Annotated in this window: 23 protein-coding genes; 12 read left to right on the top strand and 11 right to left on the bottom strand. The window is 57.4% G+C overall.

The window, feature by feature from the left end:
• Nucleotides 1-31: 31 nt before the first annotated feature.
• The gene (locus tag C934_RS0120385) at nt 32-853 is read right to left on the bottom strand and encodes a bifunctional allantoicase/(S)-ureidoglycine aminohydrolase (protein ID WP_018858476.1); all 822 of its coding nucleotides are present in this window, start codon (nt 851-853) and stop codon (nt 32-34) included.
• A 125-nt stretch (nt 854-978) separates the two neighbouring features.
• Here C934_RS0120385 and C934_RS0120390 point away from each other — a divergent pair, with 125 nt between their 5' ends.
• Nucleotides 979-1,194: a hypothetical protein gene (locus C934_RS0120390; RefSeq protein ID WP_018116466.1), complete on the top strand. Its 216-nt coding sequence runs from the start codon at nt 979-981 to the stop codon at nt 1,192-1,194.
• Between the two features lie 145 nt (nt 1,195-1,339).
• Here C934_RS0120390 and C934_RS0120395 read toward each other — a convergent pair whose 3' ends face one another.
• The 9 genes from C934_RS0120395 to C934_RS0120445 form a co-directional block, all read right to left on the bottom strand.
• Nucleotides 1,340-1,573: a hypothetical protein gene (locus C934_RS0120395; protein ID WP_018858477.1), complete on the bottom strand. Its 234-nt coding sequence runs from the start codon at nt 1,571-1,573 to the stop codon at nt 1,340-1,342.
• A 1,423-nt stretch (nt 1,574-2,996) separates the two neighbouring features.
• On the bottom strand, nt 2,997-4,532 hold the full coding sequence (locus C934_RS33840; protein ID WP_026371961.1) for a hypothetical protein: 1,536 nt from the start codon (nt 4,530-4,532) through the stop codon (nt 2,997-2,999).
• A gap of 10 nt (nt 4,533-4,542) precedes the next feature.
• The gene (locus C934_RS0120415) at nt 4,543-5,082 is read right to left on the bottom strand and encodes a hypothetical protein (RefSeq protein WP_018858479.1); all 540 of its coding nucleotides are present in this window, start codon (nt 5,080-5,082) and stop codon (nt 4,543-4,545) included.
• Nucleotides 5,083-5,332: 250 nt separating this feature from the next.
• Entirely contained in the window at nt 5,333-5,545 is a 213-nt protein-coding gene (locus tag C934_RS35225) for a hypothetical protein (RefSeq protein ID WP_018858480.1), read from the bottom strand.
• Between the two features lie 245 nt (nt 5,546-5,790).
• Nucleotides 5,791-6,078 (bottom strand): hypothetical protein, encoded by a 288-nt coding sequence (locus tag C934_RS0120425; protein ID WP_018858481.1) that lies wholly within the window; start codon nt 6,076-6,078, stop codon nt 5,791-5,793.
• Nucleotides 6,078-6,617 carry a hypothetical protein gene (locus C934_RS0120430; RefSeq protein WP_018858482.1) on the bottom strand — a complete coding sequence of 180 codons (540 nt, stop codon included), beginning with the start codon at nt 6,615-6,617 and terminating at the stop codon, nt 6,078-6,080. Before C934_RS0120430 ends, C934_RS0120425 begins: the two co-directional genes overlap by 1 nt.
• Before the next feature lie 9 nt (nt 6,618-6,626).
• Nucleotides 6,627-8,549 (bottom strand): AAA family ATPase, encoded by a 1,923-nt coding sequence (locus tag C934_RS0120435; protein ID WP_018858483.1) that lies wholly within the window; start codon nt 8,547-8,549, stop codon nt 6,627-6,629.
• Nucleotides 8,550-8,631: 82 nt separating this feature from the next.
• A complete protein-coding gene (locus C934_RS0120440; protein WP_018858484.1) occupies nt 8,632-9,606 on the bottom strand; it encodes a hypothetical protein in 975 nt (324 codons plus the stop codon).
• Between the two features lies 1 nt (nt 9,607).
• The gene (locus C934_RS0120445; RefSeq protein ID WP_018858485.1) at nt 9,608-11,233 is read right to left on the bottom strand and encodes a RepB family plasmid replication initiator protein; all 1,626 of its coding nucleotides are present in this window, start codon (nt 11,231-11,233) and stop codon (nt 9,608-9,610) included.
• 599 nt (nt 11,234-11,832) lie between these two features.
• On the opposite strand from C934_RS0120445, the gene C934_RS0120450 reads away from it, so the two are divergent.
• The 5 genes from C934_RS0120450 (at nt 11,833) to C934_RS0120470 (ending at nt 15,015) form a co-directional block, all read left to right on the top strand.
• Entirely contained in the window at nt 11,833-12,180 is a 348-nt protein-coding gene (locus tag C934_RS0120450; RefSeq protein ID WP_018858486.1) for a hypothetical protein, read from the top strand.
• A gap of 129 nt (nt 12,181-12,309) precedes the next feature.
• Nucleotides 12,310-12,666 carry a hypothetical protein gene (locus C934_RS0120455; RefSeq protein WP_018858487.1) on the top strand — a complete coding sequence of 119 codons (357 nt, stop codon included), beginning with the start codon at nt 12,310-12,312 and terminating at the stop codon, nt 12,664-12,666.
• Nucleotides 12,667-12,797: 131 nt separating this feature from the next.
• Nucleotides 12,798-13,757: a nucleotidyl transferase AbiEii/AbiGii toxin family protein gene (locus C934_RS0120460; RefSeq protein WP_018858488.1), complete on the top strand. Its 960-nt coding sequence runs from the start codon at nt 12,798-12,800 to the stop codon at nt 13,755-13,757.
• Complete coding sequence (locus C934_RS0120465; RefSeq protein WP_037090095.1) at nt 13,757-14,653, top strand: PcfJ domain-containing protein; 897 nt, start codon at nt 13,757-13,759, stop codon at nt 14,651-14,653. The genes C934_RS0120460 and C934_RS0120465 overlap by 1 nt, the downstream gene beginning before the upstream one ends.
• A 68-nt stretch (nt 14,654-14,721) precedes the next feature.
• Nucleotides 14,722-15,015, top strand: a complete 294-nt coding sequence (locus C934_RS0120470; RefSeq protein WP_018858490.1) for a hypothetical protein — start codon at nt 14,722-14,724, stop codon at nt 15,013-15,015.
• Between the two features lie 102 nt (nt 15,016-15,117).
• Here C934_RS0120470 and C934_RS0120475 read toward each other — a convergent pair whose 3' ends face one another.
• Nucleotides 15,118-15,639, bottom strand: a complete 522-nt coding sequence (locus C934_RS0120475) for a thermonuclease family protein (protein WP_198011826.1) — start codon at nt 15,637-15,639, stop codon at nt 15,118-15,120.
• A gap of 352 nt (nt 15,640-15,991) precedes the next feature.
• Here C934_RS0120475 and C934_RS34740 point away from each other — a divergent pair, with 352 nt between their 5' ends.
• The 6 genes from C934_RS34740 to C934_RS0120505 all read left to right on the top strand — a co-directional run bounded on the left by C934_RS34740 (nt 15,992) and on the right by C934_RS0120505 (nt 22,043).
• Nucleotides 15,992-16,156, top strand: coding sequence for a hypothetical protein (locus tag C934_RS34740; protein WP_018858493.1), 165 nt, complete (start codon nt 15,992-15,994; stop codon nt 16,154-16,156).
• The gene (locus tag C934_RS0120485) at nt 16,150-16,383 is read left to right on the top strand and encodes a hypothetical protein (protein ID WP_018858494.1); all 234 of its coding nucleotides are present in this window, start codon (nt 16,150-16,152) and stop codon (nt 16,381-16,383) included. The genes C934_RS34740 and C934_RS0120485 overlap by 7 nt, the downstream gene beginning before the upstream one ends.
• 263 nt (nt 16,384-16,646) lie before the next feature.
• Nucleotides 16,647-17,132: a hypothetical protein gene (locus C934_RS0120490; protein WP_018858495.1), complete on the top strand. Its 486-nt coding sequence runs from the start codon at nt 16,647-16,649 to the stop codon at nt 17,130-17,132.
• A 359-nt stretch (nt 17,133-17,491) separates the two neighbouring features.
• Nucleotides 17,492-17,854: a hypothetical protein gene (locus C934_RS35735; RefSeq protein ID WP_018858496.1), complete on the top strand. Its 363-nt coding sequence runs from the start codon at nt 17,492-17,494 to the stop codon at nt 17,852-17,854.
• Between the two features lie 641 nt (nt 17,855-18,495).
• Nucleotides 18,496-19,212, top strand: coding sequence for a hypothetical protein (locus C934_RS0120500; protein WP_156828773.1), 717 nt, complete (start codon nt 18,496-18,498; stop codon nt 19,210-19,212).
• Complete coding sequence (locus C934_RS0120505; RefSeq protein WP_018858498.1) at nt 19,209-22,043, top strand: DEAD/DEAH box helicase; 2,835 nt, start codon at nt 19,209-19,211, stop codon at nt 22,041-22,043. The genes C934_RS0120500 and C934_RS0120505 overlap by 4 nt, the downstream gene beginning before the upstream one ends.
• The last annotated feature ends 86 nt before the right edge of the window (nt 22,044-22,129 follow it).

Raw genomic sequence — 22,129 nt, forward strand, 5'->3', positions numbered from 1 at the left:
CGTTTCTCATTCTAAACTCGCCGCGTGACCCCTACCACAGTGGCATGTGGCGATTGACGTCCTTGTAGAGCAGGTAGCGGAAGCGTCCGGGACCGCCGGCATAGCAGGCCTGCGGGCAGAAGGCGCGCAGCCACATGAAGTCACCGGCTTCGACTTCGACCCAATCCTTGTTGAGACGATAGACGGCCCTGCCCTCGAGCACGTAGAGGCCGTGCTCCATCACGTGCGTTTCCATGAACGGGATCACGCCGCCGGGCTCGAAGGTGACGATGGTGACGTGCATGTCGTAGCGAAGATCGGCCGGGGCGATGAAGCGCGTCGTGGCCCAGGCGCCGTCCGTATCCGGCATCGGCTGCGGCGGGTGATTTTCCTCATGCGTGAAGATCGCCGGCGGCGGCTCCTGCCCCTCGACCTCTTGGAACGCCTTGCGGATCCAGTGAAACTTCACGGGTGCAGCACTCTTGTTCCACAGCGCCCAACGGGAGCCGGCGGGCAGGAAGGCGAAGGAGCCGGGGCGCATTTGGTGTGCCTTTCCGTCGAACTCGACGGTCATCTCACCGTCGACGACGAAGAGCACGCCTTCGGCGCGCTTCTCCGGTTCCGGCCGGTCGCTGCCGCCACCCGGCTGCACTTCCATGATGTACTGCGAAAACGTCTCGGAAAAACCGGTCAGCGGGCGGGAGATCACCCAGGCACGTGTCCCTTCCCAGTGCGGGAAGTAGCTGGTGACGATGTCAGTCATGACGCTGCGGGGGATGACGGCATAGGCCGTCGTGAACACCGCCTTGCTGGAGAGGAGTTCGGTCTGCGGCGGCAGGCCGCCCATGCTGGAGTAGAAGTTCGAGCTGCTCATTGGTTCACTTTTCACGGGCCGGGATTGTCAATCTGGTTTAAGCGCCGCATCTCTTCTAGGCAACCTTTAGATTGCCGTCGCCGCGGCAGACTGTCCGCGGTGCCTCGCTAGCTCAGGAGGGATCGATGAGTCTGGAAAAACTTCGGGAAGACTATGTTCAGAGGGTCAAGGAATACGAGGACAATCTCAAATCCATGTCCGAGAACGACGTCAAACACTTCCGCGCGGAGGGTGGCGGGCCGCTCTCCGATATCACCGAGCAGATCCGCAACGAGTATTATCGGCATATCGAGACCTATGCGACCCTGATTGCCGAAATCGATGCCATTCTCGGAGCTTAGCGCGCTCGAAGCCGGAACAGCCGCTGCACCAGCGGTGCCGGATCGAAGCAAAGGGGGCTGTGCGTCCGTAGCCGGGCCCGAGGGTCGGGGACCCTGGCCACTACGGGTGCTGCATCCGATTGCTGAAATGATTGGGCAAGCCGTCTTACGCGATCCTGGCAAGCCTGACATCGGTGTCATCGGCCAAGATCTCAGCCTGCGCGACGGACACGTTTGCCGACGCCATCAACAGCAGGCACAGGCCGACCGCGCGCGGTACTTCGGTTTCACCCGACGCCCAGCGACGTGTCGTCGTCTGATCGACACCAAAGAGCTTTTGGACACCAGCGGCGCTCAGTCCCGTGACGGCAACCGCAGCTTTGTATTCTGAGGTCTTCATGCACTGTTCCCCGCCCGCCGAAGCGCGCTTGTCTGATATATCTTTATGTGAAGCTGTGTACTTTAGTTCTCGCTTATTTTTATGGATACCGAAATACGACATCTAAGCCTCCGTTTGCGACAGCGACGCCGATGCGACCTTTCGGCTGAATGTTCCAGAGGCTGTAGTTGTGTTGTTCACAGCAAGGAAGCTAAATGGCGGCGTAAGAAAAAAGCCCGCCTCCGCGGCTTTTCGGCTGGACATCGAAAACCTCCCGCCCGACCCGGCCCTTAGTGACAGCCAAGTCAATTCCTTTTGATGGCGGATCCGGTGTTTGCCGTAGACCGCTCTAGGACTCCCAGGCTCGTCCCGAGAAATCCCGAGATATCGTGGATCTTCACGAGCCGTAAATTTACTGTTGCGTACTTAACCGTTGGTCTCGTTTGTGGTCCGCTCCACCCAGAAGACATGTTCTCTACCGACTATTGCGGCTACTGTTCCAGGCACCCGCTTGACCGCGGATGGCAAAGCGATGGTCTTCAGAGGCTCGTTTCAAGGAGGATTTCGTGAAGAGGATAGTCGGCCTTGCGGCCATCTTTTGCTCGTTTTCTATTTTTGCTTTCGCCGCCGCGCCCAGTGATATCGTCGATCTCGTCGGTACTCGCGCGACGGACGCTGCGTCCAAGATGCAAGCCCGTGGCTACCGACACGTCAGGAGCAGCACTTGGTGGAACGACAAGACGGGCACGTGTGTCGATGTACGCGTGTCGTTTGGCCGCTACTCGCGTATCGATCAATTGAAGCCGTCTGCATGCGGCGAAGCTTCCGCCGGATCGCCGGACTTGAGCAACGTTCCGGCTCGCGCTTTGCGCGCGTGCAGCCGACGGGCCGATCGATATCAGAGCCCTCGAGAGGGAACGAACGTCGTCAAGGCAGCCGAGCGGACCGGTCCCACCTGGCTTCTGACGATCGCCACCCGACATTACACTCTAGAATGCACAGTTACGGCTTCCGGACGCGTAATTCGGATGGACACAAAGTAAAGAGCCAAGATCCACTGGAGATGCACCCCACATTTCCACAGCTCGTACAACGGAGCTTCGGCATCAGCGTTTCAATTATCACTCGTCCCCAAATCGCCGCCCAACCTCCCACCTGTCCAGCCAACAGAGATGACGGCATTTCGAGTTGCTCTTTCCGCGAGTCGGCGGCGGCGGCGCGTTTGTCTTCGCCGTCGGCTTAAGCGAACCACAGTCGAGAATTTGTAGCCGCCGACGGCTTTCCGACGGATTGGAATTCCAATCAATTGCTGAATCTGTCGGTGAGGTTTTTGTGCGTCCATTGGCACAAATGAAAAACCCCTGCAGAGCAGGGGTTTCGGCTGGTCGGAGTGGAGTGATTCGAACACTCGACCCCCACGTCCCGAACGTGGTGGCCGAACTAGCTACGCCGCCTGTTTCAGCCCATTGATAATTGACCTCATTACGTTTTTTCCGTTTTCGGGCGATTCCAAGGCAAACGGAGCAATTTGGTTTCTGTCCGTTTCTGTCAGTTCCTGTCCGATGGCTTCGCCCCATTTCACGGTGAAATCTCCCATACCGGCGAAGGCGTCCGTGACCGTCTTGAGGTCCTTCTCCTCGACCTTGGCATAGGTGTTTACCAGCGTCTCGACGGTCATCCCCAGATAGCCCGCGATCGCGATTAGGGTCAGCTTAGGCTGCCTGACCAACATGGTCGCCGCTGTGTGCCGGAAGGTATGGATAACCGCATCGGTATCCTCGCCCAGTACCTCACGGAAGCATTTGCGCATCGCCCGTGCGATCTCGCCCGGCTCCTCCTTGTCGTTGCTGCTGTAGGGATACATGCAGGGATAGATGATCCCCTGCTTTTTCCACTTCACGCAGAAACGAGTTAGGATCGGAGGAAGCTCGATCTTTGGAGCCTTTTTGTTATCGTACTCGACCTCGTCCTCACCAAGCCTGTGGAGCCACGCTTTCCATTCCATGCGCCTCGTGGCTGGGTTCATCACCTTCCGCACCTCAATCCACGGCCGGTCGCCTTCGTTCCGGAAGCTGGCCAGAGATACCTTCGTCTTTCGCGAACCCGTGAAAAACGCGAGCAGAATGAACCTCGCCAGATGACGCCAGATAAACACTTCCTTTTTCGGCTTCCCGTCCACCCAGCCCTGTCCACGTTTGAAGTGGGCATGGAGATAGAGCCTGGCTACCTGTTTCTCATCGAATACAGTCGTGCGCGCCTCGTACTTGCCAGTCAGCGGGATTTTCACGTGCACTTTTGTGAGCCGGCGCTCGTGCGCGCAGGTTAGCGCGGCATTCAAATCCTGGAGATATCGCCGCGCTGACTGTGCGGCAAACTCGACGCTATTTACGTCGAAGGTGCCGGGATTGTCGGGAAGCTTCCGCTTGATCTCCCGATAAGTGCGGCCGCTGGCGACTCGAGCGGCTTCGGCAGCATCCCATTTCTTCTTCGCCTCCAAATATGCCGCTAGCTTTTTGGCGTGAGCCTCTCGAGCGCGCTGTCGCGTCCGATCTCTCAGGAAACGGACAAACTCGTCACGAGCCCCGATGTCGAGGTCGTCCAGTGACATCTCACCGAAATGCTCAACAATCGTCCGCAGGCGGCTCAGCGTCTCATGAGGTCTCGCGACCTCCTTCTTCTTGATGTCGATGCCCGGAACGAAGTTCTCGATCCTGACATCGACATACAGATTGACGACGTCGGCTACGAGGACGTCCGCCGTATCCTGGTTCTTGATTTTGACCTTTTCGTTGGTCTTTGCGTGCTTCTCGCTGATGTACCGAGACAGGGCAACTTCGATCTTTGCTCGGTGATCAGGGTCCTTCTTGCCAAAACCGAGCGAGAACTTGACTTCGTTTCCTTCGGAGTCGATGTCTCGGATGAAGTACTTGTCCGTAGATTTGTCATGCCACTCTCTGGCACCTTTGCGCGGCCTTCCCACGTTCGATCTCCTACTTCTTCTTCGCTTTGGTCTTGTTCATCAGTGCGTCGATCTTTGACATGGCAGTCTGCGCGGCACCGATCTTCCGTTCATTGTCACGGGCACTGATGGCTGCCTCCGTACGGGGCTGACTAACCTTCCTGATTGGCTCAGAGGAAGCGCCCAGAGATAGCCAATCCGCAAGTTCACGAATCGATACCGTCCATTTGTTGGCCTCCTTCCTGCCGGCCAGATGTCCACATCTGATTGCGCGCTCCAGAGTGCTAACCTTGAACGTCGGACTTGCGAGCCGCTGCCCATTGCGAAGCACCTCCCCACCGACAATCGGCAGATAGATCGCATTGGCCAGGCTAAATCGGGTATCCTCGTCGAAAGGCCGGGGCATCATACCCATCGCCTCCATCAGCAGGTGATCCACAGCCGATGCGAGCTTGCGGCTCGCAGAGTCGCAGTACAGTTCGTGCTCCACAATGAGTTCGTCGATATCCGCCATCAGACGTCGGCTCATCTCGGCGTCACTCAGGTGATCCAGTTCGTTATTCTTTCCCAAATGCCGCGCTCCACGTCGTTTCTGTCAGCGCAAAAGCACGATCTCGTCGCATCATGTCAACAACTATTTTGCAACTTATACGCGGTGAATGCGAAACGTGATGAAGTGCTGCAATCGAGTTCTTTAATTAATTTATTCAGCACCTTAGTTATTGTTAAAATTTGACGTCTTTCATTAACCCGATGTCAAAACCCCAAAATATTGAAATTCACGAACTCAACCATGTCGAGCACGAGCACGAGTTCTTGCATTAAGCGTCGCGCTCGCGGGAATTTGTCATCAGGTCTTCAATTTCGTCTACCGCGACGCCGAGGATTTCGACAGCGCGTTCAGCGGACAGTCGGCCTTCCCCCACCCACTGACCAATCTCCAGCGGAGTGAAGCCCGGGAGCATGGAGTGACGTTGGAGAACATCGTAGAGCGCCTGGTAGCCTGACTCCCCGATGAAGCGCTGCGCGACCACCCTGGCAGCTCGTACGCCTCCCGACGTCGACGACAGGAACGCCGCTTCTGACGTCGTCGGCTAGCGCCCGCGTCATTACGCCGAGTTTAGCGGCTCCGTCACGGGGCCATCGCTGCCTAGTGAACTCGGCGAGGTCGACCACCTTGCCCCGACTGCTGCACTCGCGAACATACGCGAGCGCAGCCGATCTGATTTCTCCCGACCGTCGAGTTCGTTGGTCGTGATCGAGATCGCCTTCCACCATCTCAATGCATCCCTCTGCGGGCCGCGTCGCGCGCGTTCTGCACAATTTCCTCGATGCGCGCCATCCCGCCTTCGGGCATAGCACCCGGCACCGATGCGACTTCGACAAGCAGATGGCCGTTGGATTCGTAGATGCCGGTGACGATCACAAATGATCGGACTGACGCTGGAAGATCGCGGAACGACGCCAACGCGTCGTAGATCGCGGGCATCCAGGCGGCCGGTACAGTTACCCGGGCACCTGGGAAGATCACAGCTCCGTAGATGATATTGAGTTCGCCAGCCGTCATCAGATCATTCCTCCGGTCAACTCGGCAAACGTCCGCGGTTGAAATAGGACGTCAGGCATGTCGACGCCGACGTCGCGCGATCGCCCTACCCCCGGCAGCTTGCCGTGGGAGTGACCGTAAAAGTGAAAAGAGCCGTAGTGCTGGCTCGGCCATGATCGGGCAGCGTAATGCGAAAGCCATAGGTCGCGGCCGCCATCGCTCGTTCGCAGAGCATGCTCTGGCCGCGCCGCCCAGTCCAGCGACGCCAGAGTCGGATGAAGATCGCCCTTTTTGCCGACGTCATGGTTGCCGATGACAAGGTGCTTGCGCCCCTTGAGCCGCCCGAAAATGTCCTGGATACGGTCGGCGTCGCGGCTCAAATTGAATGCGAAGTCGCCCAAATGATAGACGAAATCGTCCTCGCCGACGACCGAGTTCCAAGCCGTCACCATGTATTCGTCATGCTCCTCGATCGACGCAAACGGTCTGGGCTGCATGCTGAGCATGCGCTCGTGACCCAGGTGAGTGTCAGCGACATAGAATTTTTTCACGAAGATCATCTGTCCCTCCTAGATCGCGAGCGAAAGCTGTTGAGGCTGCGGCCGGTAGGCATCGAGTGCTTCGTGAACCTCCGATCCATCGAGCTGACCGCGAAGTCGAAGGAGTTGGACCACCTCGTCAAACGCACAGTAATTCTCTTCGAGGATCGACCGCGCACGTTCGATCTGGTCTTGAAGCACATCTTCCACGCGTCGACGAAGCAGCGGATCGAAGCTGCGTGCTTGGGTCAGCGCGACGGGATCGCGATGTCCTTCGGAAACAAGTGTCCCACCCATGCCAACAGACGAGAGAATGAAAGTCGCCACGTTGGAGGCTTCGGCGAGGTCCGCGACGCAACCATCAGAATGGGAACCGAGGACCATGCGCTCGCCTGCCACCCCTGCGAGGAGCTGCGCGGTGCGGTCCATGTGCCATTGAATATCCCGGGGCCCTTCGCGGTGACGAAGGATTGCGACGCCGGCGATCTCCGCGTCGACGTTGCGTTCCTTATCGATCATAACTTCAAGGACCGTTGTGCCGAGTGCCGCGGCAACGATCGCATGCGCTGCCTCGTGGACGGCCAAGGTATGAATCTCGTTTCTCGACCGACGTTCGCGTTTCGGCAGCGTCCGCAGGACATGCTTGATGTTGACAGTGACACCGTCGCGACGAGCCAGCCGTCGGGCTTCCCGCGCTGCACGTTCGAGGTCAGCGCCGGACATGCCTGCCGAGCGATCGCGAACGACGCTCAAGGGCGGCAACTCGGTGCCCAAATGCTGCTCAAGGATCGAAACACGATCCCCGGCGTCGGGGAGTCCGAGTTCGATGTGTCGGTCGAGACGGCCTGAACGGCGCAGCGCCTGATCGACACCAGAAACGTCATTAGCGGCGGCGACGACGATGACGCCTTCGCGCTCCAGTGCGCCGTCCATGCATTCCAACAAGGCATTGACGACACCGCGCATCCACTCATCCGCTTTACCGTTGCCGATGGAACCGCGCTGGACAAAGGCGTCCGCTTCGTCAACGAGAATGACCGATGGCGCACAGGCGCGGGCTTCATCGAAAGATTGGCGCATCGCTTTGATGAGATCGCCTTGGTGTCCTTCCCCATGGGAAATCCAACTTGCATAACCACCGATAACAAGGTGCGCATCCAGCGACCGCGCGATAGCCGAAGCAAACGTCGTCTTTCCGACGCCTGGAGGGCCCGAGAGAAGAACTGCACCATCGACATCGGTCCACGCGATACGACCGGCGCGCCAGTCGTCGATATCGCGCTTGAGTTCCAAGCCCCAATCCTTGGCAGCGCCGTAGCCAACGAGTTCCTCGAGTGGGGTGACGTCAGGCACATTGCGCGGGAGAGTTTTAGTCTTGGCCTTGGCTTCCTTTTCGTCAGCCTCTGCTTCGGCGGCAGCGACTTCCATGTGCAGTCGACGGGTCTCTTTGATCGGCCGAGGCGACAGAAGGGCCAAGCGGCGGCGACGCCACGGCAATCCGATCAGCATCTCGGCCTCGACATGGCTGATCACACGTCCAAATCGCGCTGCCGCCTCGACAACGATGTCGCTCGCGAATTCAGCTTCGACAATGCCGTCAGCAAGCGCCCCTGTCGGGTGCGTAGCATCACTGGCGTTTGCGAAAATGAGGAGCGCCGCGGCCGGCGTTGAGCTAAGGCCGACGTCAATTCCGTGGCCCGGCTTCAATTTGGAGACGCTGATCAAGACTTCGCCGTCGGTGTCGTCAACGAAGTCTTGAACGTCAAGTTTGCGCGCGGATGCCAGGTCACGCACCGCGAGATAACCTTCGTCTTCCCAGATTGCGGCGTCGGTCGTCGCTGGCACGATGATGAGGTGAATGCCGCGCGGTCTGTCGCCCAGCGAGGCTACGATACGGTCGATGTGAAGACGAGCGACGATGCGCTCAAAGTCTGGCCGGCTTTTCTGAGCCATAGAGCCTCCTGCAAAAACCAATAGCTGTGCGCCCGGAATGGGCGCTCGTGGCGGCTATTGGCGTATTCGCAGTCGGCTCATTTCAGTCGGCTCCAGTTCGATCTGCGCAACCATGCCGGGCACGCATCTCATTGTCAACGCGGGAAGGAATGCTTACGCTCGATTTCGAAAATCGAGCGTATCGCGTCATGAAAGCGCGGTTTCTGGGTGGACGATCATCACGGTTAAGAAAGGCGGCCGCCGTCGTGGGAGCTTCCATCTCTTCGTAGTGTCTGAAGGGATTTCCCGCACCTTTTGCGATCTCGTATAGGAGTTCGTTGGCCAGCTGCTTCCAGGATTTCACCCCGCCATGCCGCACCGATAGCCAGAACCGACGTAGTTCGAACGGTTTCTGATACGGGTGTTTTCCCAGCTCCCTGATGGCTTCCGTCAACGCCCCGTCGAGCGCCTTGTCGGCTTCCGCGAGGTAGGGATATCGATCGGCGAACTCGGCAACGAGTTTCTCCGACCATGCCTTCAGGTCGTCTCGGCAGAACCCGAAGAAGGGCCAGCGGTCGAAAACTTCGCCGAGCTTCCGGGCCTCCGTCATTGCCTCATCGCAAGCCATAAACCGAAGGTTAAGCGGCAAGCGGTTGGGGTCTGGGATTGCAATGCCCGAGGCTTTTGCGGCAGCTCCTTCTCCGTCGTTGCAACGCAGCGGTCTGCCTGTTGCCCTTTTTCTCTCTTTCTTCGGAAACTGGCGAGCTTTGTAGCTGAACGAGGACACCGTCATGTGCTTGTCGACACCATCGATCGCTAGGATGAGGCCGGTGAGGAAATCTCGATCCAGCGGTGCAAGGAACGGTTGAAGGTCAAAGATTTCTCGGTCCTCGAGATCGGCAAACCGAATCCAGACGGGCAGCAATTCACCGGCATCCAAAGCAGATTCGAGATAATCGGTGACCGCGCGGGTGACTTTCGCACCATCCGGGATAGTCAACCTCGCCTCTGCCGTCAGAACGATAGCACGGTGCGATTTGTCGTAGAGCCTATGATCTTCGGCGATTTTGCGCGTCATCTCAGGCAGCCTTCTTTTCTACGATCGTGTACGTGATGGGTTCGGCGATCCACTTGTCGATCTTCCTCAGCTCGTAGATCAATTCGTCCTCGTCGGCTGGGTCGACGGTGAACAGATAGTGCTGTCGGACGTTTTGACCGGGGACTGTGAAATATGCCCGCAGCTGGATGCGCCGTCCGCCGTTCCAACAACGGCTAGCGAGGTGCTGATAGATGACGTCGTCGAGATCACACAGGGTCGCGGCTTCGTCAATTTCCAGGTCGATGTGGGTGCATGTTTCGAACGTCGGATGCAGTTCGTCGTGAGCCTTCGGGGGTTCTACCGGGGTCTTCGCAACGGTTTCCGGACCAGCGGAAACGACGATCTGCACCTTCTTTTTCGACCTGCCCTTTTTCTTGTTTTTGGTGAGCCGCTTGATGCGGTTACGCTCGGCATTACTAAGCTTCTTCACAACGTGGACGGAATTGCAGATGTCCGATCCCCGTTCCGACTCTTCGGCGAAGAAACACCATGCGGCCGCCTCCGGGCCGTTGGCGTCGATGGCTCCGAGCAGCTCGGTTCCGCGATAACGGCGCGTTGAGTACTCAGGCGTCAACGGAGATTGTTCGAGAGCCTCGTCCAAGGCGACCTGCCAAGCCCAGTGCGCCGAGAAGTGCGTCAGCCCGAGAGAATGGAACTTCTTCACGACCGAGAGCCAGAAAACCGAGTTGATGCGGTACCTGGCAACATCAGGTTTTCCGATCTTGTGACCCAGCGCCTGGAGAGGCCGCGTGTCGCTTTTAACCGTGTGATGCGAGTCAGGGTAGACTTTGACGTGAAACTGGATCAGTGACGTCGTCTTTCCCTGTCCACGAGCCGGCGCGGCCAAACCGTCGTACGTAATGCTAAATTCGAACTTCCGGACGTTGAGGAAATCCCACGGGAACTTCGAGATGACACGCTCCTGAAGCTTCGAAAAGAAACCCTTGACCGGTGCTTTGAACCCGACGATCTCCGCGAGTTCGGCGGGCGTGAATTCGAGAGTGAAGGTGTTGGCGCTTCCCTCCTGCCATGGCCGATGGCTGACTTCGTGCGCCAGGCGCTTGTAGAGCATCTGGGAATATTTCGACCGCATGGAGCCTTGGCCGATGGCCGCCAACTCGACATAGCCGTACTTGGGCATGGAGCGCATCAGCTGTCTGATCGGATCAGGAAACTGGTATCCAACGGCGACGCTATCTCCCGCGATCGCGGTCCACGACGTCAGCATCTGCACGTCTCGGAATGATCTTCCTGTTTCTCCTGAGAACGATAGCCGGACGGTTTCCATCCGTCTGAGCGACGCATTGACGTCCTCCTTCCGAGCATCGGCCCAGAGGAACTTGAGGCACTCTGCCATCGGAATCTCGTACGACGTCGCCTCCATCGATCGATCCGACTCGTATGCTTTCGTAATCAAGAGATCGTGCAGCGCGAGGTCGGTAGACGTCAGGTCTGCGGCCCCGCTCGTGAAGCTGACGCCAGCGAGCATTTCCGCTGGCCTCGGCGACTGTGGAGCGATGATCGACAGAGACTTCCTGGTTTCAAGCGCGGCCGAAACCATGCCACGGTTCGACGGCTGGAATGGGGCTGACGGCTTTGCGTACATGGCGTCCTCTACTTTTGGTGTATAAGTAGATTTCCCCTCGGCGACACAATAGTCAATGCTAAAATCCGCCTATTACTTAGAAATGGGATTTTAAATATGATATTTACATGTATCTTTAATATTTAAACTTGCAGTCGAATGTTTTCATTGAGAAAATTTTAAGTCTGTCGATACAAGTTTTGCAGGATATAAACGATGAAATCCCAAGCCCTTTTAAAGGTGGGTTTTAAGGTCATTTTCCGGGGTTTATGAGATTTTAAGAATACGGCGCTGTGCACAGGTCCGGGGTTTATGGGACTTTAAGCTGTTGACAACACGACTGATCTCGGGGGTTTTGCTGTCACTTTTTTGGCGTTTTTTCGACGATTCTAAGTAGGTCTGCGCTTGGCGCGCAGGAACTAGGCTGGACTCGGATTATTTTGGAAGAACGTGCCGCTTCGCTCTTTTTTGCTGCTTTGACCTGAAATTGGGGATAGGTCGAGCAAAGCAACGGGCGATGTAAGAATCCAACGCCCTGAGCGTTTTACATGAAAAACACTTGCGCCGAGAAAAGCAGGCACACACGATAGTATCATTCCTCGCGCAAGAAGCTATCGCCCATGCCGAACCTTACCGTCCAACTCCTCGCCGAAATGATCGACGAACCGTACCGCCCGACCCCGATCCGGAAACTGCCGTCGAAGAAGCGCAAGCAGTACCAGGCCGATGCCGTGCGCTCGACACGGGCAAAGGTGGGGGCGGCGCTTGAAGGTGGCACCGTCCTGGCGACACGCCAGCACATTCGAGATGCCCTCACCGATGCCGCCCTGCACATCCTTCGAACCGGGGGCGACGACGCCGAGGTCGTGCGCCACGTCCTAGTTTCCGTGTTCGGAGACGCAGTCGAAGTCGCAATCGAGAAGATCGAGGCCGGAAAGATCGAGCCGAAGTTTTTCAAATCGGAATGATTTACAAATGGGACATCTGCGTCCCATTCCCAAGTTGAAAAGCTCGTCGACCTCGGCGGGGCTTTTGTTACTTGCGACGTCGCCGCCGATGATCAGCGCGTAGTGATGTGGTAGTGAGGAAATCGGGCTATGCCGAGAGCGAGGAATCCAGGGAACGAGGTGCAGCGGTCCGCTCAGGAGCGTTACCGTGAGCGCCTGCGCGGCCAGCAACGCCCTGAGGCGGATGCCGTAGACACAGCTCTGGCGGCGGCGCTTGCCGTATATCGGCACGCGGCGGAGCAGCGTGACTCCGAGAAAGACGTCCGCCGCTCGGACGGCTTTGAGCTCATGGCGATCAATTACCTTGTCTCCCGCGGCTACGCAACCAAGATGGCCGAGCGCCAGGTTCGTCGACGTGTGCGACGTCTTGATGTCGACGAACTGATCCCGATGGTCTCCAGCACTTCCCAACCGGCCGTCCCTAAGTCCGCACCCAAGCTGACCTGAACCTGTCGGATTTTGGCTGTCTTCTCCGCGTTACTTCCTTTTTTAGAATCGACGGACGGCAAAATCGCGTAGTGATGTAGTTCCTTGCATCGCCGGCACACACGATCCCCTCAACGACTGAGGGACGAACGATGGCAAAAATTTCCGGGATACACGAAAGTTTGGACGGTAAGCTCAAGAAGGCGGTCAAAACGCACGGCCTGAACGTCGACAAGGCGGCCGCCCGCGTTCTCGGCGACGCCATTCTCTCGGTCTGGGCCTACGGCATGGGGCCGGCTCCAATCGTGCTCAAAGGCGGATCGCTCTTCCCGCAGCCGATGCGCGAGACCGACGACGTCGATATCTTGACGATCCGCCGGTTCAGCAATGTCGAAATCCAAAACGGCTTCAAGGTCATAGCCCCGCTGCTCGAAGCTCGTGGCATTACGCTCGACTTCGTGTCGCCGGAGGCGCAGGAAATCGACGTCGGATACGGGGACCCGGTCACGAGATATAAAGTGCGCGGCAAGGTCGGCGGCGTCCGCGCGAATGCGGTGATCGACATGACGCTCGCCCGCGGCCGGCACGCGTTTCCGCCAAGGCTGATCGATTCATGCCTGCCCTCGTTCGTCGACGGCGTCGAGCCTCTGCGCATCAAGACCGTGCCGCTTGTCACTGTCGCAGCCGAAAAATGGCTTGCCGTTCTCACGCAGCCGGCGACGGACTACAGGGTCAAGCATCTTGCCGACCTGTTTCTCCTCGCCGAAGTTGCCAATCTCGATCTCTCCTGCCTAGCGCATGAAATAGAACGTGTTGCACGGTACCGCTCCGTAACGCTTTCGTACTGCACACCAGCGCCAGACGCACTGAGGTGGCCTTCGCTGGCGCTGCGCGAGCAGGCATGGGCCAAGCTGCCGGACAATCGAAGGCGTGGTCGCACGCTGTTTCAGGCGTTCGTCGACATCAATGCACATTGGTCGGAACTGCATCCGCAGCTTGTGGCAAAGGTCGTCCGCGACACTCGTGACGGCGAATACGAACAAATGCGCATCGATCGCGTGCTCGGCGATCGCGGCTACAAGCCACGCCTGAAGCCTGCGGGAGCGGCGTGATGGCAAAACGGCATAAACATCCGGAATACCGCGCTGCCGAGTGCGCACTCGTTGGGGAACTCGATCTCGGAGACAGAGTCATGGTTCCGATACGCAGTCTCGTCGAGTGCAGCCTGGTCCGCATCTTCTGGAACGAATTCCGCCGGTCAGATGCGAATGACCCAAAGTGGGTAACGACGCCTGGTGACCACGAAAAACCTACCGTTCACCGCGTCGACGGTTGGCCCGAGCATGGTGTCGGACACGAGGATCGCAAGTGGTCGCAACGAGCTCGATTGTGGATGTCCTGGTACTCAATAGATGCCTGGCATATAGCTGACTGGCTGGTCAACGCCGTGTCGGAGAGCGAACCGTGGCTCTGGAACCTTGATGAAGCCGGTTACCCCAAGAAACTCATGAAATGCGGGTCGCTCGACCGCTTGGTGGTCGAAGCCACGAAGGGCTTGCGGGATCGCAACGCCAGGATGGCGCGCGAGCTGGTCCTTGGTCCACAAGACGAACACTTTATGTACGAACTCGGTGCTGGCCACATAGTGGTGCGGCTCTGCTCACGCGCAGCCCTGCGCAAAGAGGGCAGCCTGATGCATCATTGCATTGGCAAAGGCAGCTACGACGACCTTCTCGATGATCCTGACGTCCAGTTTCTTTCCGTCCGCGATCCCGAGGGCCAGCCACTGGCTACCATGGAAATCCGGAACGGCTTCATCCGTCAATTTCAGGCAGTCGCCAACGCTGAGCCATCGCCGGAGATCAAAGACCTCGTCGCTGGCGCTGCCCACGCATTTGGGTGGCAGAACTGGCGGGATCGCCCAGGTTCACGCGATGACGATCCCGAGTACGGCGATGAGGCCGCCGTCATCCTTCGCGACCTGCCGCCGGCTCGCCGCCGCGGCTGACCTGGCCCCATTCCGCCGGTGGACACAATATCGTTCGGGGTCGAGGAGACCATGAGAGGGAGACGTCAATGCAGCTGTTTCGATCTATTCATAACGCCTTGGAGCGCCACCTTCCGGAGATCGTCGACGAGTCGGACCGACAGGAAGCGCTCCGATATCTGCGCGGTCTCAAATCGGTGCTTGCGACCACGCTCAACACCTCGACGTCATCGAGCGTCATTCAGTTCGAAAACCGTCTCATTCGTCGGCGGATTGAACGGTCGATCGCCCAAAGTCATCATAGACAGATAGCGGACGCACGCCGGGTGCACCAGAGGACAGTGGATGAGTTTGAGTGGGATATCTACGATGACATCGACTGATCAGCCTGCGACCGGGGCGAGTGGTGGTCCGAAGCTTGGGCACAGCGCGATCTCGACAATGCCTCGTCCGAAGCCTCGTCCGGCGTTCCAAGCGACTGGTGGTCAGCACCACGGCTGTCGTCGTCCCGTCCACGTCCGCGCAAGCCCTTCACTTACGAGGATATCGCCGAGGCTTCGGCCGTCGCGAACAAGGACTTTTAGTTTTCGCCCGTACTTGTCTTCATCACGGCCGGGCCACGCCTTGAGTTGGAACGGTCCCTCGTTGACAAGCTCAACGAGGCGAGCGGTCGCTTTGTTACCCAGTGCCAATTCCGACGCGCAGCGGGGCTCCGAAACTTCCGGTGTATCGATATCCGCGATTCTCACCTTCTGGCCGCCGATCCACATGGTGTCGCCGTCTACGACGCAGTGATACCGCACGCTTCCAGAACAGACGCCGTAAGCAGTCAAAGGCTTGGTAATCGTTGCGGCCGCCTTCGCGAGCGGGATATCGCCGAGCAGGTAGTAGCCCGCCGCTCCGCCGCCGAACGCGATGACTACCGCTGCGATCAGAGTCTTGCCGAAGCCGTCGGACGACTTCGCTTGCTGCACCACTGACTTATGGAATTTTACGACGTCGCCCATGATCACCCTCATTCTGGAGATTAATCGTACCCGGAAGGGTTGAATTCCAAGTTCATTAGATTGGTTGCATCTTAGACTTCAGGACCAGCCACCACATCGGGATCACTTGTTTGTCCCCGTCGCAGGGACAAACAAATTCTTCAAAGGAAAGCGGCCTGAAGGTCGACGGTCTTTTTCTTTAACATCATCCGCAAGGTTTGATTCCGAAACGATCGATACAAGGCGGGCTCAATATTTCGGAGAAGTCCAATGTCGACGTCGATCCTCATCCACAGCCTCATACGTAGCGAGTCTTCTTCTCGCTATTCGGCTTGCGGATGCCGGTTAAAAAACCCGTCGAGAGGACTACCGCATGACTCCTGGCTCTTCGGCACCGACGCCACAGCCACAAGCAACTGATCTCGAGATTGCCACCGCGCTGCTGCTGCGGCTTGCGCTGCGATTGCATCACCTGCGCGCCACTGCTGACGTAATCGACGGCCGCAGTCTAACGCTCGACGACGACGCTACATGCTGACGCCGAACGCTTTCCGCGAACCTGGCCCGTGCGCCGTGTCTGTCGCATTCCCGGATGGCGTCGGGATCGCCGTCGTGTTCGAGACGTTGGGCGTCCCGTTCTCACATCCCAGCCTGGAACAGGCGGTGACAATCGTCGCTAGAGCCGAGATGGAGTTGGAGACCGCTCGCGCGGAAGCGCAGCGTCTCCTGGATGTCTTCGTCGGTGAGTTCGCAATGGCGACATAAAGCCTTTACGACCTCTGCGGTCGCCCCGCGGAGGTAGTAAATTCCCGAATCTCGACAACCCAATAAAATGCCGAATAATCGAGGAATAGGTTTTTCAGAAACTGCCGCTAGATCGGAAATCAGAGACAATAGAAGGAGGCGCACTCAAGGCTACGATAGAACCCCGATCGCAAAGAAAGAGCGGCAACAACTCTCATTGTGACCAAATCCGTTCCAATGCGGGCTCCGGCTTACCGTTCTGCCGGTTGTGAAGGAGTTCGACGATGTCGACGCCATATCACCAGCGCCCGGCCGGTCCGGCGCTTCCGTCCCCTCGCCGCGAAGTGGCTCGTCTTCCTGACGGTCAGTGGCCCGGTGAAGAGAAATATCAGGTCTGGCGTACCGCCGGTCCTGACACCATCGATCGCGATCGCGGTGTTATCCGCGAATATTCGGTCTACGGTCTGCTGGACTGGCATTCCGGTCCGCGCGCGGCTCCGCTCAAGCTGTCTCGCGCATGGATGCTCCGCCTCCTTCTCGTCGACGACAAATTGACGGCGGAGGCGGAAGTGCTGCTCTATCCGCGTGCTGCGATGCAGGTGGGTTCCGAGGAGCCGGAACGCGGTGTGGTAATCACGTTCCCGATCTCGACGTCCGATGAGGACGCTGAGGTTCGCGAACTGACGCGCTACGTGCTGCGCTTGGCTGCCTGGGCGAGCAAGCGCCTCGGCCTTGCCTTTGAGGCCTATCTCGAAGGTCAGGGTCTCTAAGTCTCTATCAGCCCCCGTCGCCTAATCGCGCCGGGGGCTTTTTCTTGACAGTGGCTCCCGCTCGACGGATAAAATTTGGACGGATGCAGCTCGTCTGTATTCTAGCCTGAGAGGCGCACGGGGGTTCCAATGCGCAGTTTTCGCAAGCGACGTCAGCTTCCTAATCGCCGAACTCAGTAACATTTCGTATACAAAGAATAAAATACCCCACACCTCAAAATATTGTTCATTTCTCTTCTTGTTTTTCGTGAAAAACTACTTGTGCCCCTCGAGGTTACGCACAATCATTTCCCCATAGCGGCAACAAGACCATCACCGCCCATCGTCGATTGACCCGACCGACGTCAGGAGAGAATGAAATGCTTCAGCGTTACAAGACAGAAAACACCAAAATCATTGACGTGGCCGCACTGGTCGGCTCGAAGTACGGCGCACCGAAAGTCGTTCCGCTTTGGGCCGTTGGTAACGCTTTGCTTCACGATCTCGCCCATTCTGGGATGATCCCGGATTTCATCGAAGCTCTCGACGTCGAGGATTTTCCTGGTCTCCAACCGCGACTCATCCCCGTCTTCGGGGAGGATGGCCTCCGCGCCGGCGATCTGTTCGCCGTGGTCGCCACTGAAAACGGTAGAGTCGGTCTCAGCGACAACGGCGATGCAGTTTGGGTTGATGCAGACACCGTTCAGGAAGCCCTTCTCATCTATGAAAGGGGTGGTGAATGAGCCTGACCGAAGCATCGCAGTCCGGACGGATCGACGATGACGTCGCAGGAGCAGCTGGCGTTCCTTCTCGACCTCGGTGACCTGGACTACAAAGCGGCCGCAGGCATTGCGGACGTGGCACACTTGACGATCAAGGCATACCGAAAGCCATCCTCGACGCGGAATGTGCCGGAGGCGGTACTACGGCCGCTAGAGCGTTGTCTTTGGGCGACTGGCCACTGTCATGGTGGCCGCTGGCCTCGAAGTAAGACTCGCTGCCTGACAACCGGTTCATGACACCCACCGGTGAGCGGAAGCTTATCGGGCGACCGCTTTCTACAAGCTTCGGGCCAAAGTCGACCAAGTAATTTTACGGCAGGATCACGCTGATCGCTGGATCAGTCAGATGCGTCAACTCGGCGGTGCTAGACCACAGGATTACTGCGTGGATGAAACAAACCTTCGCCCGCTGTCTTGAGGTCCTCGCCGAAACTCAAGGACGGCCCAGGCGGCGTCGATATGTGGAAGGGGACAGCCTTCGGGCAAAAATGGTCGCAGTTATCGGTGTTTGGACGTCCTGCAGCGACTGACCGTGTTGACAGTTCGGTTGCAGGCCTTGAAGGCTAAACGTATAAGGGCAATCGATTCCAAGGCAGATGACATTGAGCGGGTTCAAGAGGACAAACCAAACTGGGGTGTTCGTGCATGTTGGCGATCCCAGTTGCGACGCTGCCCACCAGAATTTGCTCATCAGGCTTCAGAAAATGGGAGCGCCATTTGACATCGCGGCGACCGAGGTGGGCAGCCGTATCAAAGGGAACCTTGGAGAGTTCATCGCTCTGCACGTCGCTCTCGGGGGCCCCTACGGAGCAATGCAAAAACATATCGGCAACGCACTCCAGCCACTATCGCGGATCAGTGGCCCGGGTCTTGACCTGATTTACGTCCATTTCGATGCATTTGATAGCTCGCTCGATCGACTTTATATCCAGGAAATAAAGACAACCGGCGATGTAGGACTGGGGTATCTCGACAACCTCAAGAGCGATTACAAAAAGCTTTTTGCACCTGACCCCCAATTCACTCTGCAAACCCGAATTAGCGCGTTGGCAAACAAGTTCGAACTTGAGCAGAATAACGCCGGATATGCGGAACGGGTAATCAAGCTCGGCGGCACTACTCCCCAAGAGAGTGTTCGCGTGCAACTTATGCCTACTGGAATTCATGATTTGGCGAGTTCCGATCCGGTAGCAAAGATGCTCATGATAAGGTCATCCATTATGGGTTTTGGATGGAATTCCGTGCAGATTGAACCTTGGTCAATCGGACTTTCGAGCCTTGAGAAACGTCTTCTCCGACTTCTGAAGGGCCAGCAATGACCCTTTCTGAAAAACTCAGACAAGCCGATTTAACAGCATTCGCGATGTCACGCGGCCTCGGCGTCGATCCGATGTCGTGGGGCTACCTCCTGGCAGTCGCGCAGCAAGAGATCAATCAGTTTCAAAGCAGGAAGTCATTAGAAAATAGTCGGGAACTGCTTGATGAGCAATCGGCGTCGCCTTTGATAGCCGCGGCGCGCCTCTGCTTCGAGGTGGCAAAGCGTCCAGTTACTAACGACGAGGAGTCCGAACCTGAACACCGGCTGGAGAGAACGCTGCTGCTTCTTCTAAGTGGTTGCGCCTATGCCATGTATGGAAATTTTCCCTCAGCCAACGCAGTACATAGGCTGATTGATACAAGCCTGTTGGGGTCGGACGGCCTTTGGTTGACGTTCGCAATCTGCAATCCCGCGAAAATCCATGAGGCTGTGTTGTCGCGCCACTTAACCCGGGAAAGCCGGGAGTTCTTGGAGCGATTGCATCACTTCCTGCATACTGGGGATGAGTCTGAAAATGAGAAGCTGATCCGACACCTCGAAGAGCTGATGGTGATGCAGCGGCCCGCTTCAGAAATAACCATGCTACGCTGCGCTAGATTGGCGCTGCAACAGATCGTCAACACAGCAACGTCCTCGCTTTATCGGCTGAAGCAAGAAAGGCCGTTCCACCAGTACATATCTCGACTGATAGACGACCGTCGGTTTTGTCTGCTTCCGCCGCAACGTAAACTTATCTTCGAAGACGACCTCTTGGACGATGACGAAAACTGCATAGTCACGCTGCCGACCAGCGCCGGCAAAACGCTTGTCGCGGAGCTGGTAATCGCTTCAAGAATGAAGCAATCAGGTCGGGTCGCCGTCTATGTAGTGCCGTACGTTGCCCTTGGGCGGCAAGTACTGGATACGTTGAGAAAGCACGCTCCTGCGGAAGTTACGGTGCATGGATATTTTGGTGTCTTCGATTCAAATGATTCCGTCCAGAAGGGCACCTATTCGATCGTTGTCGCCACACCTGAACGGCTGGATGGCTTGCTGCGGAACACCAATTTCTACGCCCGCTTGGACACAGTCGTCTTCGACGAAGCGCATGGTATTGAGAATGGCGTTCGCGGAGCGCGACTTGAATCTCTCATCGTGAGGATGCGGTTACAACAAAAAAAAGCAAATACCTTCCGCATTGTGCTGCTGTCAGCCGTTCTGACGGATGTAGGCTTGATCCAGAACTGGCTAGGGGCCGAAGCGAAGCATTACAACGACAGCTGGCGGCCGACTTCGCGCCGCATTGGCATTTGGACATCAGACGGCATTCTGGCGTGGATTTTTGGCGGCGACCCGCTAAGGCCAACCGGCAGGCGCGCAGTTGATCTGATTGGGCAGAAGCAACTCCCTGTTCCTCAGCCGATCACGCCATCAGAACACTTTGGCGGCATCACGACAAGGAGGCCGGCCGCTTTCGGCAACGCCGCTTACTTGGCACGTTACATCGAAGCCACCATCGGCGGTCCGATCCTTCTCGCATGTAGCTCCAAAGCGAACACTAGAGGGCTGGCCGCAAAAATAGCTGAAAACGAGCTCCCCATCCCGCGCCTGGAAGCCTCTCTCGCGGTACTCAATCTAATCCACTCCCAATACCCGCATCTCAAACCGCTCGCCGCCATGCTTGTCCGGGGTGTGGCGTACCACAATGCTTCCCTACCTCCTGACATACGGGCAGCGATCGAAGACGCGATCAAACGCCGGGACCTGAAGTACGTCGCTTCCACAACGACGCTCGCCGAGGGTGTCGACTTACCTTTTCGGTCGACCATTATTTTTGACTGGCTCACCGGTTACAAAGACTCGCAGGCACCGATGCAGTCGCTGCTGTTCCGTAACATCGCGGGACGATGTGGGCGTGCAGGCGAGTTCACTGAGGGAGACACTATTCTCTTTGATAACGTCTTGGGTAAGTTGTCCTTCACCGGCCATCAGACTAGGAGATACCATCAAACGACGCTGTTTGCCGACCCACCGCCTGTCGCCAGCGTGTTCGCTAACGACAACCTGAAGCCTGAGACCAGACGAGCGATCACCGCATTGGTTGCATCGCAACTCTTGGCAAGCATTCCAGAAAATCCGGAAATCGACGACTTGGAAGTGCACTGGGCGGAAAACAGTTATGCCGCACAGTATTCAGTATCCCCGAGAACGCTTCTATCGGAAGCTCGCGCCGAACTTCTAAGCGACGCCTACGGAGAGCCATTTGCTCGCGCCGCGAGTCCAATGAAACTGACGAGTCTCGGCGAAGCGGCTAATCGGAGCGGCTTCGGACCTGCGACGTGCCGCGCCCTGCTGGCCTTCATCGCACGGGAAGATCAATTTTCGAGCCCGCCCGACTTTGCGGCGGACGTAATTGACGCGCTCGGCACATGCGACGAACAAGAGAATGGGATTTTACGCGACATTGCGAATAGGAAGAAGACCACGTTCTTTTATAAGGCAAGTGACGTCAGTGCCGTCGCATCCAGCTGGTTGGAAGGCCGGAGCTTAGCCCAAGCCTTTTTGAATCTACCCAAGGCGAAGGAAAGTAAAGCGGCTGTTAGCCCGGCAGATTGGGCTCTTGGCGAGCGGGAGTCGGAACCGGTGAGCGCCCAGTACGACAAATTCGTCGACGTCACCCAGTACATGTTTGGAACGTTCGTCCCTTGGGTATGCAGAGCGATCCACTCATTCAAGGCTTATGGTACCCCGCGCGTACAAAAAATCGACTGGTTGAAGTTGGCGGAGATGTTTGAGAACAGCGGGGCAATTGATGCTATCGCGAGCGACATTTCAGACGTGGATAGCGACTGACCCAACGGTGGCATTTCAACAAGTGGCTCCATTTTGCTGACGAACAGAGGCAGCTTCTTTGCGCACCTTGCGCCAACGGAACCGAA

The sequence above is a fragment of the Rhizobium sp. 42MFCr.1 genome, assembly GCF_000377185.1.
In the GTDB taxonomy this organism is placed as follows: Bacteria; Pseudomonadota; Alphaproteobacteria; order Rhizobiales; family Rhizobiaceae; genus Rhizobium; species Rhizobium altiplani.